This window comes from Blattabacterium cuenoti (assembly GCF_014252075.1).
Taxonomy (GTDB): Bacteria; Bacteroidota; Bacteroidia; order Flavobacteriales; family Blattabacteriaceae; genus Blattabacterium; species Blattabacterium cuenoti_AC.
This window is the reverse complement of record NZ_CP059209.1, coordinates 521550-541751: the sequence shown is the minus strand read 5'-3', so window position 1 is coordinate 541751 and position 20202 is coordinate 521550. Positions and strand designations below refer to the sequence as shown.

The window sequence follows — 20202 nt, the reverse complement described above, 5'->3', positions numbered from 1 at the left end:
CCAGTAGCTAAATCTAGTATATTTTGAATCTTTTTTTTTTATTAAATTTATCTAATAAATGAATTATTTTTCTTCTCCAAAAAAAATCTATCCCAAAAGACAATATATGATTTATCAAATCATATTTATGAGAAATGTGATCAAACATATTTTTTATTTTTTCTTCTTTTATAGAATGTTTGTTCATAATGTTGTATAATTTACCTTTTAAATTATGAAGAAAAAACGGTTCTTTAACTCTTTTAAATAATTTTATTTTTTTTATTTTATCATTAATTTTTATTTTTGAAAAAAATGATTCGATCAATCATTACAGGAACTGGGCACTATTTGCCCAAAAAAATTATAAAAAGTGATCATTTTTTAAGACATAAATTTTACGATAAAAAAGGATTAAAAATTGATAAGTCTAATGAAGAAATTATTAATAAGTTTCAAAAAATTACGGAAATAGAGGAAAGAAGATATATTAATAAAGGATTATTGAATTCGGATATTGCTACGATTGCAGCAAAAAGAGCTTTGATTAATTCTAAAATTTATAAAGAAAAAATAGATTATATTATATCTGCTCATAATTATGGAGATATTCATCCTATTTCTTGTCAATCTGATTTTATGCCCTCTATAGCCGCTAGAGTAAAGAACAAACTTCAAATAAAGAATAAAAAATGTAGACCATATGATATGATTTTTGGTTGTCCAGGATGGATAGAAGGTATGATTCTTGCCGATCAGCTTTTACAAGCTAAATATGCTAAGAATATATTAGTTACCAGTTCAGAAACTTTATCTAAAGTTATAGATCCACATGATAGAAATGCTATGATTTTTTCGGATGGAGCTGGAGCAGCTGTTTTATCAGCTATAGAAGATTTGGAGAATGAAAAAAATGGAATTATTCATTATGAGACTCAATGCAATAATAACGATGAGTTGTATTACTTAACTAATGGTCCTTCTTTAAATCAAAATTATAAAAAATCTCTAGTGAATATTAGAATGAATGGAAGAAGAATTTATGAATACGCATTGACAGAAGTTCCAAATATGTTAAAAAATATACTTGATCATGCAAATTTGCATTTGAAAGATATTAAGAAAATTCTTATTCATCAAGCTAATGCAAAAATGGATTATGCAATCTTAAAAAGATTATTGAAATTGTATAATTATACATCTCTAAATAAAGGAATTATATCAAAAATAATGCCAATGACAATAAGAAAATTTGGAAATTCTTCTGTAGCTACTGTCCCTACTTTGTTGGATTTGATTATTCAGGGGAAAATGCCTCCTCATGAAATAGAACCTGGAGACACTATATTAATGGCATCTCTAGGAGCAGGAATGAATATTAATGGAATGATTTATCGTTTCCCACTAAAAAAATAAAAATGAAAAAATATGAGAAAAAAAATACATCCGGAAAATTATAGACCTGTTGTTTTTAAAGATATTAATAATGAAAAAATTTTGATTTGCAGATCAACAGTAAAAACAAAAGATTCCATTCAAATAGATGGATGCGATTATCCGTTATATAAAATGGAAATATCTAGTTATTCTCATCCATTTTTTACTGGAGAAAAAAGGTTTTTAGGAAAAACAGGACCGGCAGAAAGATTTAAAAGAAAATATGAAAAATATAAAAAAATGTGAATAATTGATCAGATCAACTAAACTAATATGTAATATGAATTTCATATTATATGATGGAATAGAATGGAGAAATTTATTTCCTATAACATTTACTAGACCTGTATCAGAAATTCGTTTGGGTTTATTCACAATGAAAGAAAGATGGGAAAAATATATTGGAAAAAAAATTTCAGGCATTATTACACAATCATTTCTTTCAAAGAAATATTCATTGATAAATAATGATTCTTTTTTTAAAAATATATTATTAATTAATTCTTCATATTTGCCAAACGAAGAATTAATTCAGATGATTTTTTCCTTAAAGGAAAACGAAGCTATTTTTTTTAAAGAAAAAATTGTAGCTGTAAAAAAGAGTTTTTTTTCCTGTGAAAGAAAAGAAAAAGAAAATGTTCTCTCTTTTAAAAAAAAATATAATATCAAAAAAATTATCCATATACAATATCCATGGGATATATTTATGAATAATGAAACTGTGTTGAAAAAAGATTTCATGTTTTTCACAAAAGGAAAAAAATCTTTTTCTTTATTGGGTAAAAATCATGTTCTTTGCAAAAAAGCAATTTTTTTGGAAGAAGATATAAAAGCAAATAATGTTGTATTAAATGCTCAATTGGGCCCAATATATATTGAAAAAGGAGTTGAAATCATGGAAGGGTCTGTAGTTAGGGGTCCAGCAGCCATTGGAAAAAAATCTACCTTGAATATAGGTTCAAAAATATATGGAGGAACAACTATTGGTCATTCTTGTAAAGTAGGTGGAGAAATTATAAATTCTGTAGTTTTTTCCTATTCTAATAAAGCTCACGATGGATTTTTAGGAAATACTATTTTAGGAGAGTGGTGTAATTTAGGAGCTGGAACTAATATTTCTAATTTGAGAAATGATTATCGTAAAGTAACAGTTTGGAATTATGAAAAAAAAGATTTTATTCCTGTTGATGTACAATTTTTTGGAATGATCATGGGAGATTATTCTAAATCAGGGATAAATACTCAATTTAATACAGCTACGGTAGTAGGAGTTAGCAATAGTATTTTTGGATATGGATTTCCGCCTAGATATATTCCTTCTTTTTCTTTGGGGGGAATACAAAACAGAAAAAAAATACCTTTTCATCAAGTTTGTGAAACAGCTGAAATTATGATGAAAAGGAGAAAGGTTAACTTTTCTGTTTTAGATAAAAAAATTTTACAATATTTGTATCAATTATTGGATATTTAGTTTTTTAAAAAAATTACATGGAGTTCCATGGAGAAAGGATAAAGTGATTAAAATAGATTTAATTAAATAAAATATGCTGAAACATAACCTGGGTTATCCTCGTATAGGAATACAAAGAGAGTTAAAAAAAGCTTGTGAATCTTATTGGTCGAAAAAAATAGATTCGGAAACTTTATTTGAAGTCGGAAAAAAAATAAGGAAAGAAAATTGGAAGATGCAGGAAATGGCAAATTTGGATTTGATTCCATGCAATGATTTTAGTTTTTATGATCACGTTTTAGATATGTCGTTGTTATTAGGAGTCATTCCAGAGTCTTATCTTTCCGTTCCAATTATTCAAAACAGTATTGATCTATATTTTTCTATGGCTAGGGGATTTCAAAAAAATGGATGGGACATAAAAGCTATGGAAATGACGAAATGGTTTAACACTAATTATCATTATATAGTTCCAGAATTTGATAAAAATCAAAAATTTTCTATTTTTTCAAAGAAAATCTTTGATGAATTAGAAGAATCAAAAAGGTTATTAAAATCAATAAAAAAAATAAAACCTGTATTAATAGGACCAGTCTCTTACCTTTTCTTGGGAAAAGAAAAGGATAAATCCTTTCATAAAATGGATTTAATTGAAAAAATTGTTCCTGTTTATATACAGATTATCAATGATTTAAAAAATCAAGGAACTAATTGGATTCAATTAGATGAACCTATTTTAGTTTTAGATATGTCTGAAAAAGAAAAAGAAGCGTTTCAATATGCTTATAAAAAAATATCTAAATTTTGTTCAGATACCAATATTTTATTAACCTCTTACTTTGATGGGGTTTCAGAAAATATTTCTCTTCTTAGAGGCTTTTTTGTAAAAGCTTTACATATAGATTTGGTAGAAGATTCAGAACAATTGGAAAAAATACTTTCTTTTGTCAAAGAATCAAAAATGATTTTGTCTTTAGGAATTATTGATGGAAGAAATATATGGAAAAATAATTACACTGATTCAATCAAGAAAATTGAAAAAACAATAGAATCCATAGGAGAAGATCGCGTTATGATTGCTCCGAATTGTTCTCTTTTACATGTTCCTATAAATATAGAATATGAACACTTCATTCATGATGATGTAAAAAAAAGAATGTCTTTTGCAAGACAAAAAATCGATGAATTAAATGATTTAGAATGTATTATAAAAGGAGATAAAGATATTTTATTAAATAATTTTTCCTTACTAGAAAAATATAAGAAATCTTCTTTTTTTTATGATAAAAAAATCAAAGAGAGAGCAATAAAAATAAAAGAGAAAGACACACAAAGAAAAAATCCTTTTCATATTCGACAAAGAAAACAAAAAGAAAAATTTAATCTTCCCTTGTTTCCAACTACTACTATAGGATCTTTTCCTCAAACAAAAGAAATACGTAATTTGCGAAATAAATTTCGTAAAAAAGAATTAAGCAAAGAGGAATATGATCAAAAAACACAATCCTTTATTGTAGATCTTATCAAAAAACAAGAAGAAATCGATTTGGATGTTTTAGTTCATGGTGAATTTGAGAGAACTGATATGGTGGAATATTTTTCAAACAAACTTAAAGGAACCCTTTCTACTGAAAATGGATGGGTCCAAAGTTATGGAAGTAGGTGTGTTAAACCTCCTATTATTTATGGAGACGTTAGTCGTACTGGAGACATGACTGTGGATTGGATATGTTTTGCTCAATCTAAAACCAGAAAGTTAATGAAAGGGATGTTAACTGGACCAGTTACTATCTTGCAATGGTCTTTTGTTCGGAACGATCAGCCTATTTCTCATACAGCATATCAAATAGCTTGGGCGATTAGAGAAGAAGTTCTTTCTTTAGAAAAATCTGGAATCCAGGTCATTCAAATTGATGAACCTGCTATTAGAGAAGGATTACCTTTGAAAAAAAAGAATTGGAAGTCTTATTTTCATTGGGCGATTAAGGCTTTTCGTATTTCTTCAAGTGGAGTGAAAGATGAGACTCAGATTCATACACATATGTGTTATAGTGAATTTAACGATATATTAGAACATATAGCAGATCTAGATGCAGATGTAATTACTATGGAGACTTCTAGATCCAGAATGGAATTGTTGAAAGCCTTTTCTACTTTTTCTTATCCTAATGAAATAGGTCCAGGTGTATATGACATTCATTCACCTAGAATTCCTACTGTAGAAGAAATTTTTGATTTAATAGAAAAAGCTTCAAAAAAATTACCAATCAGAAATATTTGGGTGAATCCAGATTGTGGGTTAAAAACTAGAAAATGGGAAGAAGTTTTGAAGTCCTTAAAAAATATGACAAAAGCGGCAAAAATAGCTAGAATGAAACTGACCAATCACTCTTCTTAATTTAAGAATTAAATAAAAGTATATTTCTATATTTGTGTAAAAATTTAGAAATGAATTTGTATAAGAAAGAGGAAATAATAAAAAAAGAATTTCATCTTCTAAAAAATTGGGAAGAAAAATATGAATATTTAATAGATTTGGGAAAAAAATTGCCAAAAAAACCAGATGAATTTAGATCAGATGAAAAATTAATTTATGGATGTCAATCAAAAGTTTGGTTAGATGCTGAGTTGAAAGGTTCGCGTATTTTCTTTGATGCAGATGGTGATGCTTTATTACCTAGAGGAATGGCGGCTCTTATGGTTCGTGTTTATTCAGGACTTTTCCCCTTTGAAATTATTTATTCGAACACTACTAATTTTATTCATGAAATAGGATTTCAAACTTTTTTATCCCCTATTAGAGCCAATGGCATGCTTTTATTTTTAAAAAAAATAAAAATTTATGCCATAGCTCTTAATGCCAAAATTTCTATTGGATCAAATGATCAAATTTAAAAAAAAATGAGATGTTTCAAACTATTAATCCTGTAGACAATAATATTTTAAATACTTATTATTTTCTATCTGAAAAGGATATTAGAACTAAATTATCTATAGCTCATCATGCATACAAAAAGTGGAAAGATTATTCTTTTGAATCTAAAGTTCAATGTTTAACGACATTATACTCTTGCATGCAAAAAACTATAGATATTACATCCTATTTAATTACCCAAGAAATGGGAAAGCCTATCACTCAGTCTCGTTTAGAAGTAAATAAGAGCATAAATTTGTGTAAATATTATTGTCAACAGAAAGAGTCCATTTTTTTTCAAAAAATATCTACTGAATATGAAAAATCTTATGTAAGATTTGAATCTATAGGTCCTATATTAGGAATCATGCCTTGGAACTATCCTATTTGGCAAACCATAAGATCTTCTATTCCTAATTTATTATTAGGAAATGTAATTCTTATTAAACCAGCTATAAATACAGCAGGATGCTCTATGATTTTGGAAAAAATATTTATAAAGGCTGGTTTTCCTGAAGGTGTTTTTCAAATTTTATTAATAGATATTCCCAAAATAGAATCAGTTATAGCTAATACAGTGATACAAGGAGTGACATTTACTGGAAGTTCTTTTTCTGGAAGTATTATAGGATCATTATCTGGAAAATATATCAAAAAATCCGTTTTGGAGTTGGGAGGAAATGATGCTTTTGTAGTCATGAAAGATGTTGAAGATATTAAAAAAACAGCTAAATTAGCTACAGAATCCCGATTAAATAATACAGGACAAACATGTATTTCGGCAAAAAGGTTTATTGTAGATCAATCTATAGTAAATGATTTTATAGATATAGTTATCCAAGAAATGAAAGAATATCAAAAAGGAGATTTATATAATGAATCTACCAAGATTGGTTATATATCTCGTTATGATTTATCTGAAAAATTATATCATCAATATAAAAATATCATATTAAATGGAGGAAAAATCTGTTTAGAAACTAATAAAGATGGAAATTTTTTTTCTCCCTCTTTATTAAGAATAGAAAAAGATAATTTTATTGTGAAAAAAGAAGAAATTTTTGGACCAATAGGAATTGTTTCTATTTTTTCTAGAGAAGAAGAAATTCCTGATATTGTTAATAATACATGTTATGGGTTAGGAGCATCTATTTGGACAAAAGATTTGGAAAAAGCTGAAAAATTATCCAAGAAAATAGATACTGGAATGATTTTTATTAATGATATTGTGAAATCAGATGTTCGTTTTCCTTTTGGAGGAGTCAAGAAATCTGGATATGGAAGAGAACTATCTATTTTATCTATAAAAGAATTGTCCAATTGGAAAACGGTGATTATAAAAAAATTATAAATTTTTTCGCATTCTTGCAACAGGAATATGCATTTGATCTCTATATTTAGCAACAGTTCTTCTAGCTACTAGATAGCCTTTTTTTTTGAGTATTTTAGATAGTTTTTCATCGGTAAGAGGTTTTTTTTTATTTTCCTTATCTATGGATTCTCCTAAAAGTTTTTTGATTTCAATAGAGGATATTTCTTCTCCTTCTTTGTTTTTCATTTTCTCAGAAAAAAAACTTTTAATCAAAAAAGTACCGTATGGTGTATTAACATATTTTCTATTAGCTACACGTGAAACGGTAGAAATTCCTACTCCAATTTTTTGTGAAATGTTTTTTAAGATCATAGGTTTTATTTTAACTGGATCTCCAGTTAAAAAATATTCTTTTTGATAATCCATAATAGCATTCATTGTTAACATCAACGTATTTTGACGTTTTTTGATTGCATCTACAAACCATTTCGCAGAATCTATTTTTTGTTTCAGAAAAACAATGGTTTCCTCATTTTTCTTTAAATTTTTATTTTTTGAAGATTTATAAGATTTTAACATATCTAAATATATAGGTGATATCTTTATTTCTGGTATATTTCTTTGATTTAAAGAAAGTTCTAGTTTATTATCTAAAATACAAATAGTAAAATCTGGAATGATGTGATTTAAATTTTTGGTATTTTCTGAATAAATTTTTCCTGGTTTTGGATTTAATTTTTCTATTTGATAAATAGATTTTCTTAAATTTTTTTTTGTTATTCCTAACTTTTTTTGCAGTTTTTGATAATGTTTTTTTACAAAAGATTCAAAATTATATTGTATAATTTTTTTGGCGATAAGAACCTCTTTTGTCATTTTTTTTTTTTCCAATTGAATAAGTAGACATTCTTGTAAGTTTCTGGATCCTACACCCACAGGGTCTAATTTTTGTATATAGTTTAAAATTAATTGTTCTATTTTTTCTGAATTAACTGATATTCCAAGTATTAAAAGAATATCATCTGCTATAGATGTGATCTTTCTTCTTATATAACCGTCATCATCTATATTTCCTAATACAAAATCTGCTATCAGTAAATCTTCTTCGTTCAAACGAAAAGTATGCAATTGATTTTTCAAATATTCTTGAAAAGAAATTCCAGAAATAATAGGAATATGTTTTTCTACACCGTAATTTTGATGATTGATATTATTTTTATAATCTTCAATTTCATCATCACTCAAATATTCATCTATTTCTGAAATATCTATGGATTGATTTTGATCTTCTAGAAGATCAAAATCATTTTCAGATGTTTCTGATTCTGAAAATTCTTCTTCTAATTCAGAAGAATTTTCTTCTTCTAATGCTGGATTTTCTTCCAATTCTTGTTTTACTCTTTGTTCAAAATCTAAAGTAGATAACTGAACTAATTTCATGAGTTTAATTTGTTGTGGAGATAGTTTGTGTTGTCCTTTTTGTGATAATTGCTGTTTTAACATAAAAAAATATGTTTTAAAACTCTGCATTATTTGGAGTTCTTGGAAATGGAATAACATCACGAATATTATTCATTCCTGTTATGAATTGAACTAAACGATCAAAACCTAAACCAAATCCACTATGAGGAACAGAACCGAAACGACGTGTATCTAAATACCACCAAAGTTTATTTTTATCCGTATTTGTATCTTTTATGCGTTGTAATAAAATTTCATAACGTTCTTCTCTTTGAGACCCCCCAATAACCTCTCCTATTTCTGGAAATAAAATATCCATAGCTCTAACTGTTTTCCCATCATTATTTATACGCATATAAAAAGCTTTTATACAAGAAGGATAATCAAACACAATAACAGGAATCTTAAAATACTTATCGACTAAATATTGTTCATGTTCAGATTGCAAATCCATTCCCCAAACAACAGGATTAAAAAATTTTATTTTTTGTTTTTTTTCTTCTTGAATAAGAATTTTGACAGCTTCTGTATAACTGATTCTTTGAAATGGAAATTTTAGTACAAGTTCTAATTTTTTTAAAAGGGATTCTTTCTCCTTCTTTTTCCATTTTTTTAAGTGTTCATTTAAAAATGATAAATCTTCCATATTCTTATCAAGAATGTATCTGATAATAAATTTTAAAAAATCTTCAGCTAAATTCATATTTTCTTCTAGATGATAAAATGCTATTTCTGGTTCTATCATCCAAAATTCGGATAAATGCCGTGAAGTATTGGAATTTTCTGCGCGAAATACAGGTCCAAATGTATACACTTTTCCTAATCCCAAAGCAGCTGTTTCAGCTTCTAGTTGTCCGGATACACTTAAATAAGTTTTACATTTAAAAAAATCTTTTTTATAATCTATTGGATTATTTTTTAAATCTATAGTAGTAATTTGAAACATCTTTCCACTTCCTTCACAATTTGAAGTAGTAATTATTGGAGTATGAAGGTAAAAAAATCCATTTTCATGGAAATATTTATGGATACAAAAAGCCATATGATGACGAATTCGCATGATACAGCTAAAAATATTTGTTCGAAAACGTAAATGAGCCTGTTTACGAAGTTTTTCAAAACTATGTTTTTTAGGTTGTAAAATAGTTTTTTGAAGAATAGACGAAGGAACAGATCCATATATGTTAATCTCTAAAGAATGCAGTTCTATACATTGTTTTGCCCCTATACTTTCTTTTATAATTCCTATAACTTGAATTGAAGTTCCAATTGTTATTTCTTTTGTAATTTTCTTTCTAAATTCTTTGGATAAAATAATTTGCAGATTCCTGATTGTAGATCCGTCATTTAAAGTGATAAAAATAGAATAACGAAAAGAACGAATCCATCCTTCAACCAATACTTTTTTGTTTATAAAAAATTTTCCTTTATTTAATAATTCTTTAATTGAATATTTTTTTATCATTATATTCTCAGTATTTCTTTTTCTTTATAAAGGAATAAATCTTCTATTTTTTGTATATATTCACTTGTTATTTTTTGTATACGGTTTTCTCCTGACTTAGAAAAATCTTCGGATATTTTTAATTTTCTTATATTTTGATTATTTTTTTTTCGGACATTCCTTATGAGTACTTTTGCGTTTTCTGTTTGCAATTTGATTTTTTTCATCAAATTTTTTCTTCCTTCTTCTGTAATAATGGGTAAATGTATATGAATGGATTCTCCTTTATTAGTTGGCATAAAACCTAGATTAGAATCTATGATCGCTTTATCTATATGTGTAATGGTAGAACGATCCCAAGGAAGAATCGTAATATTCATGTTATCTACAATAGTAATATTTGCTATTTCTATAAGAGGAAAAGTACTTCCATAACACTTTATTTTTATTTTTTCCAAAATAGAAACTATAGATTTGCTACCTAATCGAATACGATGAATTTCTTCCTTTAGTTGTTTAAAAATTTTTTCCATATTTTTTTTACAAGAAAAAAAAATATCGTTTAATTCATCCATAATTTTTATTTTTTTTTGGAAACTAGAGTCCCTATTTCTTCTCCAGAAATTACTTTTTGAAAATTCCCTTTTCTGTTGATATCAAAAATAATAATCGGTAAATTGTTTTCATTTCCCAAAATAAAAGCAGTTTGATCCATAACTTTGATCCCCATTTTGTATACCATGTCAAAGGATATATTTTTAAGTTTTTTAGCATATTTATCTTTTTCCGGGTCTGTGGTATAAATACCATCCACTCTAGTTCCTTTTAATAATACATCAGCGTTGATTTCTATAGCACGTAATACAGCAGCTGTATCTGTAGTAAAATAAGGATTTCCTAATCCTGCTACAAATATTACAACTCTTCCTTTTTCAAGATGATGAATAGCTCTATCTTTACCAAAAGGTTCTGCTATTTGATCCATTCTAATAGCTGTTTGAATATAAGAACATATTCCTAAATTTTCTAAATACGATTGAAAAGCGATTCCGTTGATAACGGTGGCCAACATGCCCATGTAATCTCCTTCTATACGATTTATTGTTTTTTCTTTTATTCTAGAAAAACCTCTAAATATATTTCCTCCTCCAATTACTATAGCTACTTGAGCCCCCATATCTACTACTTTTTTTACTTCTTCAGCATATTGTTGAAGACAAGTAGAATGAAGTCCAAATTCGTTGTTTCCCATCAAAGCTTCTCCGCTTAATTTCAATAATGATCTTTTGTACTTCATGAAAAAAGATATTTATTCAAAAAATATATTTTTAACATTTTTTTCAAAAATCATAAAAAGGATGTTATGGAAAAATTCCTAATTTTTCATAAGAATCTACAATTTTATTTATAGCAAGTACAAATGCTGCAGTTCGCATGTTTTCTATTCTTGATGATTTTTTGAGATCACTAATCTTATGGAATCCACTAATCATTGTATCTTCTAAACCACTGCGCACTAGGTCTATTTCCCTTGGCCCTCTCAATATAATTTTTTTTTCTTTTGTTGAAATTTGTTTTTTGCAAACATTTTCAATAACTTGTAGTAATTCTGCATTCATATTTTCGCTGAATTTCTTTTCCATACGTCCATAACGTACGTGGCTTAAATTTTTTAGCCACTCAAAATAGGAAACAGTGACTCCTCCTGCATTTAAATAAATGTCAGGAACTATAATAACTCCTTTTTTTTCTAATATTTCATCCGCTTCTGGAGTGATAGGTCCATTTGCCGCTTCTCCAATAATTTTAGCTTTAATACGATTCGCATTATTCTTATGGATTACATTTTCTAATGCTGCAGGGATTAAAATATCACATTCCAATTCTAAAGCATTTTCTGTATTCTCAATATTCTTTGCTTCTGGAAAATTTAATATAGATCCAGTGTTTTTCAAATGGAGAATAACTTTGGAAACATTCAATCCTTTTTGATTATAAATGGCTCCTTCTCTTTCTGCTAAAGCCACAATAATTGCTCCTGCTTCATGAAAAAAAGTAGCAGCATGATAACCAACGTTTCCTAAACCTTGTATTATAATTTTTTTTCCAACTAGTCCAACATCAAGACCTACAGATAACATATCTTCTTTCAGACTACATAATTCTCTAATACCATAAAAAACACCTAATCCTGTTGCTTCTTTTCTTCCTCTAACCCCTCCTTGAGATACAGGTTTTCCTGTAACACAAGCTAATGCGTCCACATCTCCAGGACGAATAGATAGAAATGTATCAAAAATCCAACTCATTTCTTTTTCTCCAGTTCCATAATCAGGTGCAGGAACATCTATTCCTGGACCAATAAAATTTTTCTTAATTAATTCAGAAGTATAACGACGAGTTATTTTTTCTATATTTTCTATTGATATAGTTTGTGGATCAATTTTAATACCGCCTTTAGATCCTCCAAAAGGAACATCAACTATAGCGCATTTGTAAGTCATCAAAGCAGCCAAAGTCATAATTTCATCTTGATTAACTTTTATGCTATATCTAATACCTCCTTTACAGGGAAGTTTATGATGAGAATGTTGAACCCTATAAGCCTCAATCACTTTGATTTCTTTTCCTATTTTTACAGGAAAATGCATTCGATATACAGCATTACAAGCTTTAATTTGTTCTAAAAGACCTTTTTCAATAGAAAGAAATTGTGCCGCTTTATCAAAATTTTTTTCTATACAATTAAAAAAACTATATTTACCAGTTTTATTTTGGTTGTTTTTTGACATAAAAAAGTTTTTACACATTTCTATAGAACGAAAAAATACAATTATATTATCGAATGCAAATCTACGTTTTATGTACAAATTTTAATACAAAACTTGTTTGAGTTTAAAAAATCAATAGTATAAAATATTTATTATTTTTTTTGGGACTAAAATTAACTTTTTAAAAATTTTTTCTCTTAAAAAAGATTTTGTTTTGGGGTGATTTAAAATCTTATTTTTTATTTCTTTTATTGAAATATTAGAATCAAATTTTTCTATAAATTTTAATTTACCATTAAACATAATTGGATATGTGATTTGATCTACTATTAGATACTTTGAATTTAAAAAAGGAATTGGATAATGAATAATAGATTTGTTTTTTCCTAATTTATACCATAATTCCTCAGCTATATGAGGAGCAAATGGCGCTATCAATTGAACTAAAGGTTCTAATATTTTTCTTTTATTGCATTTTAACATTGTTAATTGATTCACAACAATCATAAATGAACTAATAGATGTATTCAAAGAAAAAGATTGCATTTTATCCTGTATTTTCTTTATAGTATGATGTAAAATTTGTAGTTCTTTAAATGTTGGATTGACTTCACTGACTTTAAATTTTTCATTTTTATGAAAGAGACGCCAGAATTTGTTTATAAAATTTTTTATCCCATTTATTTTTTCTTCGTCCCAAGGTTTAGATTGAGTAATAGGACCTAAAAACATTTCATAAATTCGAAATACATCTGATCCATATTTTTCATATATATCATCAGGATTTATGACATTATATTTGGATTTAGACATTTTTTCCAATTTTCTCTTACAAAGAAAAGTTCCTTTTTCTAATAGAAAAACAGAAGAATTAAATTCTGGTCGTGTTTTTTGAAATTTTTCTATATTCAATTCGTTGTTCTTTTTTATTAAGGATAGATCTACATATACCTCTTGAAATGAATAATTTTTTTGATTTCTTAATCCATAAGATACAAAGATATTTTCTCCTATAATCTTTAGTATAGAAGCAGAATAACTGAGGATCATTCCTTGATTTAATACCTTTTTAAAAGGTTCTTCAGTTGTTATCCATCCTCTATCTTTCAAAAATTTGTGCCAAAATCTTGCATAAATTAAATGTCCAGTACTATGTTCAGATCCTCCAATATATAAATCAACATTCTTCCAATAATTTTCTTTTCTTTTATCAAGAAAAAATTGATGATTATTAACATCCATATATCTAAGAAAATACCAACTAGATCCTGCCCAACTTGGCATTGTGCTAGTTTCTATAGGAAATACATTTATATAATCAATAAGGTTTTTTGAAACAATTTTCATATTTATTTCATCCCAAGCCCAATTTTTTGCTCTAATTAATGAAGATTTTCCATCCTTAGGATGATAATTATCTATTTTAGGAAGAAGAATAGGTAATTGATCTATAGGAATTGTTTTTGGAATTCTATTTTTAAAATAAATAGGAATTGGCTCTCCCCAATATCTTTGTCTAGAAAAAATAGCATCACGTATTTTGTAACTTGTATTTATTTTTCCTATTTTTTTTTCCACTAATATTTCTATTATTTTTTCTCTTGCCTCTTTTCTATTTAATCCATTTAAAAAATCAGAATTAATACAGATATACTCATTCGTATTTATGTTTATGTTCTTTTTTTCACAAATTGGAATAATATCTAATCCAAATTTTTGAGAAAATTTTTTACTTCTTTCTTCATACCCAGGAATTCCTATCATTGATTTTGTATGATTATCTACTGTAAAATAGGTACTAATATAAATAGGAATTTTTTTTTTTTGAATAAAAGGATGAAAAACATAATTTCCTGTAAAAACACCGGAAACATTTTTTCTATTTTCATCAATAGAAAATTCTTGCATAAGATATGTTAAAACACTTTTTTTATGGGAAAAAACACCTATTTGATCTGCAAGTGGATGATCTGGAGATAATACAATAAAAGTTATTCCAAATATCATTTCTGGACGAGAAATAAATAATTTTATTTTGTTGATGTTATTAGTGGGATGTGTTATATTCAATGAAATATCAATTCCAATAGATTTTCCTATCCAGTTAAATTGTAATTTTTTTAGAGATTGAGAACAATCAATCAAATTTAATCCTTTTATGAGTCTTTCTGCATATGCGCTAATTCTTATGTGCCATTGTAACATTTTTTTTTTATAGACTGGATATCCTCCTCTTTGACTTTTTCCATTTTTTATTTCATCATTAGCCAAAACAGTCCCTAAATCTGGACACCAGTTTACTATATTATTGCATAAATAAGCTAAACGATAATCTAAAAGAATAGATTCTTTTTCATGAATACTTAGTTCATTCCATGTTTTTGAATTAAATCTATAATTAAAAGAAGTCTTTGCATTGATAAAATCATTTCCGTTTTTATTAAATTCTTCAATTAAAAGATCTATAGGTTTGGCTTTTTCACAGTTTTTGTCGTACCAAGAATTAAAAATTTGAATAAACATCCATTGAGTCCAACGATAATAATTTGGATTGCTAGTGCACAATTCACGATTCCAGTCAAAAGAAAGTCCTATTTTATTCATTTGATCTCTATACTTTTGTGAATTTTGACGAGTGGTATCATAAGGGTGTTTCCCTGTTTGAATTGCATATTGTTCTGCAGGTAATCCAAAAGAATCAAATCCGATAGGGTTTAAAACGTTATATCCTTTTGAACGTTTATATCTGGCATAAATATCTGATGCAATATAACCTAAACAATGTCCGACATGAAGTCCTGCTCCAGAAGGATAAGGAAACATATTTAGAATGTAGTATTTCTTTTTTCCGTTTTCCTTAGTATGAAAAACATTATTTTTTTTCCAGTATATTTGCCAACGTTTTTCTATTTCTCTAAAATTATATTCCATTTCTATTTTAAACTTTATTTATACAAAAATTGCAATGATTACGTAATTTTAACTTTTATACTGATGAAATGAAACCATCATATAAATATTCAAAAAAAGTATCTACAAAAAAAGAAAAAAATGTTTAATGAGCATCATTATTATTTGATAAACGATGATAAATTTCTAAATAATCAAACTATTAATAGCTTAATGAAAATTATTCATCATCATCCAAATGATGTTGTCAAAATATTTAATTTGTTAAAATTATGCAAAGCTATTTCTGTTTTTAATGAATTGGATTTTTCTATAAAAAAAAAAATTATAGAAGAGTTTTCTTCAATTAAAAGGATGGAGTTATTAAATAATTTGTCAGTAAAGGATCGTTTTTCTTTTTTAGAAAAGATTCCTAAAAATCTATTAAAAGATCTAATTAAATATTTAAATCCAGAAGAAAAAAGAAAAATATTAGTATCATTAGGATATCCAGAAAATAGCATAGGTTGTTTGATGATTCCATATTATCTTTCGGTTCAAAAAACTTGGAAAGTGCAAGAAGTTTTTGATTATATCCGTAAAGAGGTGAAAAATAGTGATATAGTAGAAATTGTATATATAGTTGATCAAAAAGGAAAATTGGTCGATGATATCAAACTCAGGGATTTTTTATTAGTAGATCCAAATACAAGAGTCTCAGATTTAATGGAAAGTCAATCTTCTTCTGCTTTAAATCTAAAAGATACAGAAGAAAAAGCTTCTAAAATATTTTCTATGAATAATAGAGTATCACTTCCAGTTATTGATGATCATAATTTTTTATTAGGAATAGTAACTGTGTCCGATCTTTTATTGATTTTAAATGAAAATTATAGAGAAGATCTTCAAAAAATAGGAGGGATGGAAGCATTAAATCAATCTTATCTTAATGAACCTTTATATCGATTAATTAAAAAAAGAGCCGGATGGTTAATCTTGTTGTTTATAGGAGAAATGTTAACAACAACAGTGATGCAAGAATTTTCAAGCGTTATCGAAAAAGCAGTAGTTCTTGCTTTGTTTATTCCTTTGGTTGTTTCAAGTGGAGGAAATAGTGGGGCTCAAGCTGCAAGTTTAATTATTCAAGCAATGGCTTTGGGAGAGGTTAAAATAAAAGATTGGTGGATTGTCATGCAGAGAGAAATTATTTGTGGGTTTTTTTTAGGTAGTATTTTAGGATTAACTGGTTTTATCCGTGTGATAGCTTGGCATAAGATCAATTTATTTAATTATGGTCCTCATTGGATATTAGTTGGATTAACTGTTTTTTTCTCTTTGGTCGGAGTTGTGTTATGGGGGACGTTGAGCGGTTCTATGTTACCTTTTATAATTAAAAAGTTTAGAGGAGATCCCGCTAGTTCCTCTGTTCCTTTTGTTGCTACATTAGTAGATGTTATTGGATTAATTATATATTTTTCTATGTCTTATATTCTTTTACGTGGGACCTTATTGTGATAACATATTTCTACAATTTTTCAAAACAGATTTAAAATCTTCAGGAATTGGACAATAAAAATAACATTTTCCATTTTTAGGATGGATAAAAGAAAGAGAAATGGCATGCAACGCTTGTCTTCGTAAAATTTTTAAACAATTTTTAAAAAATTCTATATTTTGATTTGAGCATTTTTTTTTCATAAAAATTCTATTTCCTCCATAAATTGAGTCATGAAATAATGGATGTCCTAAATGTTTGAAATGAGCTCTTATTTGATGAGTTTTTCCCGTTTTTATATAGCAAGATATATATGTTAAATGTTTAAATCTTTCTAATACTTTGTAATGTGTAATAGAATACTTTCCTTTATTTTTATTGATTTCTTGATTTTGTTTAAAAATTGTCATTTTTTTTCTATTTCTAGGATCTCTTCCAATGAATCCAGTTATGATTCCTTCTTTTTCAATTAAATCACCCCATATTAAAGCTATGTATTTTCTTTGAATTGTTCTAGAATAAAATTGTTGAAATAAATGTTTTTGAGAATATTCATTTTTAGCTAAAACCAGTAAACCTGATGTATCTTTATCCAATCTATGAACTAATCCACATCTATAGAGGTTGAATTTATTAAAATTTGAATTTATTAAATGATATTTAATTCCATGAATTAATGTTCCTGTTTCATTCCCAAACCCAGGATGAACTACCATTCCTGCAGGCTTATTAACTACAATTACGTCTTCATCTTCATGAAGAATATCTAGATTTATTTTTTCTGCAGTAATATTTTTATATTCTAAATGATCTAGAACAGTTGGTCTATAAATTTCTATTTCAACAAAATCTAAAGGCTTTATTTTATAATTTTTTTTTATAATGTTTCTGTTTACTAAAATTTTTCCTGAATTTGTCCACTTTTGAATTTGATTTCTGCTGATATTTTGTATATAATTTTTTAAAAATTTGTCAATGCGAATTTCTTTTTGATTTTTGTCTGTAATAATTTTAATTTTAGATGTAGAACTGTTCATTTAATTCGTAGGGTTCATTTCTTTTTCTTCTGTTTTCTTGTCAATTTCTTTATCTTTTTCTTCTGTTTTCTTGTCAATTTCTTTATCTTTTTCTTCTGTTTTTATTAAGTTGTCCAATAATTCTTTTGGAGTCAACCAAAGTTCAATAGATTTATTTTTATCCTGAATTTCTCCAGGAGAAGGTTTTTGACGATATACTTTTGCATTTCTATCAGGATCTATTATTGGATGATCATAGTAAAAATTAATAACACGAAATAATTTGTTTTTTAAAGTTAAAGTTGCAGTATGCAATGACATTCCAATTACATTTGGAACCACTAAATTATTTTTTTCATATCCTTTTCCAATTATCAAAGTTATTCCATTTTGAATGGATGGAGAAGGGAATCTGTATCCAGATTGAATTGATTTTTTATTATAAAAAACTTTTAACACTGTATCTTTAGTCAAATCATTAATACTCTTGATTTCTTTGACGGGAATATGATTATCATGAAGTAATTTCATGGCAATGTATTTATTTTTATTTATAATATTGGGCAGAGAAGTAGTATATTGAGATTGAGAATTGACTTTTAGATATATATGTCTTCCTTCTTTTACAGAACCTCCAGCTTCTGGGGAAAAAGAAATAATTTGATTTTTTTTCAAATTTGGATCATAATGTGATGTATCTATATCATATTTTAACCCTAACTTTTTTAAAATAGATATAGATTGAGATAAAGTTAAATAACGCAAATTTGGCACAACAACATAAGATCCATGTTTTGTGTAACCATCAACCCATTTTAATGCAAGTTGAGTGATCTTGTATAAAAAAAATATGGAAATTAATAAATTTATGATGAATATTACAAAATACTTTGAATAATTCATGAAGAAAATATTTATTTAAATATAAAGAATCATTTCTACATTCATTTCTACATTCATTAATAAAAAATAAATCATGAAAAAAATAGCTGTGATTATGGGTGGATATACAAAAGAGTCTGCAATTTCACTAGAAAGCGGAAAAGTAGTTTATGAAAATTTGTGCAGAAAAGAATTTGAACCTTATAAAGTGTATATTTTCAAAGAAAAATGGTTTATGAAAGATAAAAAAGACAAAGAATATATTATTGATAAATGTGATTTTTCCGTCAAAGTGGGAATAAAGCGTATACAGTTTGATTGTATTTTTAATGCGATTCATGGAACTCCAGGAGAAGACGGGATATTACAAGCCTATTTTGAATTATTAAAAATTCCATATACAGGATGTAATTTTAATCATGCTAATGTGACTTTTAACAAAAAGTATTGTTTAACTTTATTGAAACATTTTGGAATTAATACTGCCGTATCTATTTTTTTAAATAAAAATCAAATTTTTGATGAGGAAAAAATTTTAAAAAAAGTAGGACTTCCTTGTTTTGTTAAACCTAATAGATCTGGATCTAGTTTAGGAATCAGTAAAGTTTATGAAAAAAAAGATTTATTCAATGCAGTGGAAAACGCTTTTAAAGAAGATGAGGAAATTATTATTGAATCTTTTCTTGAAGGGAGGGAAGTCTCAGTAGGAGTTTTTTCATTCAAAAATGAAATTTTTGTTTTGCCTATAACAGAAATAATTAGTCAAAATGATTTTTTTGATTTTGAATCTAAATATTCTGGAAAATCTCAAGAAATAACACCGGCAAAATTGCTTCCAAATGTTAAAAATAGAATACAAAAAATTGCAAAAAAAGTATATAATTATTTAAATCTATCAGGAATCTCTAGATCAGAGTATATCATTGTAAACGGGAACCCTTTTTTTTTGGAAATTAATACAGTTCCAGGACTTTCGGAAGAAAGTATTTTTCCAAAGCAATTGAAAATAGCAGGTATATCTTTGTCTGATTTATTTAAAGATTCTATTAATTTTTCTATTGAAAGAGTGAAAAGAAAATCGTAAAAATTTTTATAATTTACAATTGCATTTTTTTTTGCAAAAAATTTTTTCGTCTGAAAAAAAGTTCAAAA

17 protein-coding genes are annotated in these 20202 nt (G+C 26.7%); 8 read left to right on the top strand and 9 right to left on the bottom strand.

The window, feature by feature from the left end; translation table 11 throughout:
• Positions 1-13: 13 nt before the first annotated feature.
• Entirely contained in the window at positions 14-187 is a 174-nt protein-coding gene (locus tag H0H47_RS03190) for a class I SAM-dependent methyltransferase (protein WP_262887354.1), read from the bottom strand.
• Positions 188-294: 107 nt separating this feature from the next.
• Between H0H47_RS03190 and H0H47_RS02655 the strand changes: the two genes are divergently transcribed.
• The 6 genes from H0H47_RS02655 to H0H47_RS02630 all read left to right on the top strand — a co-directional run bounded on the left by H0H47_RS02655 (position 295) and on the right by H0H47_RS02630 (position 7131).
• Positions 295-1395 carry a 3-oxoacyl-ACP synthase III family protein gene (locus H0H47_RS02655; protein ID WP_185865939.1) on the top strand — a complete coding sequence of 367 codons (1101 nt, stop codon included), beginning with the start codon at positions 295-297 and terminating at the stop codon, positions 1393-1395.
• Positions 1396-1407: 12 nt separating this feature from the next.
• Positions 1408-1662, top strand: a complete 255-nt coding sequence (locus H0H47_RS02650) for a type B 50S ribosomal protein L31 (protein ID WP_185865938.1) — start codon at positions 1408-1410, stop codon at positions 1660-1662.
• A gap of 34 nt (positions 1663-1696) precedes the next feature.
• Positions 1697-2887 (top strand): putative sugar nucleotidyl transferase, encoded by a 1191-nt coding sequence (locus H0H47_RS02645; protein WP_185865937.1) that lies wholly within the window; start codon positions 1697-1699, stop codon positions 2885-2887.
• Between the two features lie 73 nt (positions 2888-2960).
• Positions 2961-5264, top strand: coding sequence for a 5-methyltetrahydropteroyltriglutamate--homocysteine S-methyltransferase (gene metE / locus H0H47_RS02640; RefSeq protein ID WP_185865936.1), 2304 nt, complete (start codon positions 2961-2963; stop codon positions 5262-5264).
• Positions 5265-5314: 50 nt separating this feature from the next.
• On the top strand, positions 5315-5761 hold the full coding sequence (locus tag H0H47_RS02635; RefSeq protein WP_185865935.1) for a SufE family protein: 447 nt from the start codon (positions 5315-5317) through the stop codon (positions 5759-5761).
• A gap of 11 nt (positions 5762-5772) precedes the next feature.
• Positions 5773-7131 (top strand): aldehyde dehydrogenase family protein, encoded by a 1359-nt coding sequence (locus tag H0H47_RS02630; protein WP_185865934.1) that lies wholly within the window; start codon positions 5773-5775, stop codon positions 7129-7131.
• Here H0H47_RS02630 and rpoN read toward each other — a convergent pair.
• The 6 genes from rpoN to leuS all read right to left on the bottom strand — a co-directional run bounded on the left by rpoN (position 7126) and on the right by leuS (position 15699).
• Entirely contained in the window at positions 7126-8595 is a 1470-nt protein-coding gene (gene rpoN / locus H0H47_RS02625; protein WP_185865933.1) for an RNA polymerase factor sigma-54, read from the bottom strand. The genes H0H47_RS02630 and rpoN overlap by 6 nt on opposite strands.
• 13 nt (positions 8596-8608) lie before the next feature.
• Positions 8609-10018 carry an asparagine--tRNA ligase gene (asnS, locus tag H0H47_RS02620; protein ID WP_185865932.1) on the bottom strand — a complete coding sequence of 470 codons (1410 nt, stop codon included), beginning with the start codon at positions 10016-10018 and terminating at the stop codon, positions 8609-8611.
• Positions 10018-10572 carry a ribosome recycling factor gene (gene frr, locus H0H47_RS02615; RefSeq protein ID WP_185865931.1) on the bottom strand — a complete coding sequence of 185 codons (555 nt, stop codon included), beginning with the start codon at positions 10570-10572 and terminating at the stop codon, positions 10018-10020. The genes asnS and frr overlap by 1 nt, the downstream gene beginning before the upstream one ends.
• A gap of 5 nt (positions 10573-10577) precedes the next feature.
• Positions 10578-11294 carry a UMP kinase gene (pyrH, locus tag H0H47_RS02610; protein WP_185865930.1) on the bottom strand — a complete coding sequence of 239 codons (717 nt, stop codon included), beginning with the start codon at positions 11292-11294 and terminating at the stop codon, positions 10578-10580.
• A gap of 64 nt (positions 11295-11358) precedes the next feature.
• Positions 11359-12789 (bottom strand): Glu/Leu/Phe/Val family dehydrogenase, encoded by a 1431-nt coding sequence (locus H0H47_RS02605; protein WP_185865929.1) that lies wholly within the window; start codon positions 12787-12789, stop codon positions 11359-11361.
• Positions 12790-12900: 111 nt separating this feature from the next.
• Positions 12901-15699 carry a leucine--tRNA ligase gene (leuS, locus tag H0H47_RS02600; protein ID WP_185865928.1) on the bottom strand — a complete coding sequence of 933 codons (2799 nt, stop codon included), beginning with the start codon at positions 15697-15699 and terminating at the stop codon, positions 12901-12903.
• A 120-nt stretch (positions 15700-15819) separates the two neighbouring features.
• Here leuS and mgtE point away from each other — a divergent pair, with 120 nt between their 5' ends.
• Entirely contained in the window at positions 15820-17172 is a 1353-nt protein-coding gene (mgtE, locus tag H0H47_RS02595) for a magnesium transporter (protein WP_185865927.1), read from the top strand.
• Here mgtE and H0H47_RS02590 read toward each other — a convergent pair.
• Positions 17164-18189, bottom strand: coding sequence for an RluA family pseudouridine synthase (locus tag H0H47_RS02590; protein WP_185865926.1), 1026 nt, complete (start codon positions 18187-18189; stop codon positions 17164-17166). The two genes, mgtE and H0H47_RS02590, sit on opposite strands and share 9 nt — an antisense overlap.
• Entirely contained in the window at positions 18190-19071 is an 882-nt protein-coding gene (locus H0H47_RS02585; protein WP_185865925.1) for a PASTA domain-containing protein, read from the bottom strand.
• 73 nt (positions 19072-19144) lie between these two features.
• Between H0H47_RS02585 and H0H47_RS02580 the strand changes: the two genes are divergently transcribed.
• On the top strand, positions 19145-20134 hold the full coding sequence (locus tag H0H47_RS02580) for a D-alanine--D-alanine ligase (protein WP_185865924.1): 990 nt from the start codon (positions 19145-19147) through the stop codon (positions 20132-20134).
• The last annotated feature ends 68 nt before the right edge of the window (positions 20135-20202 follow it).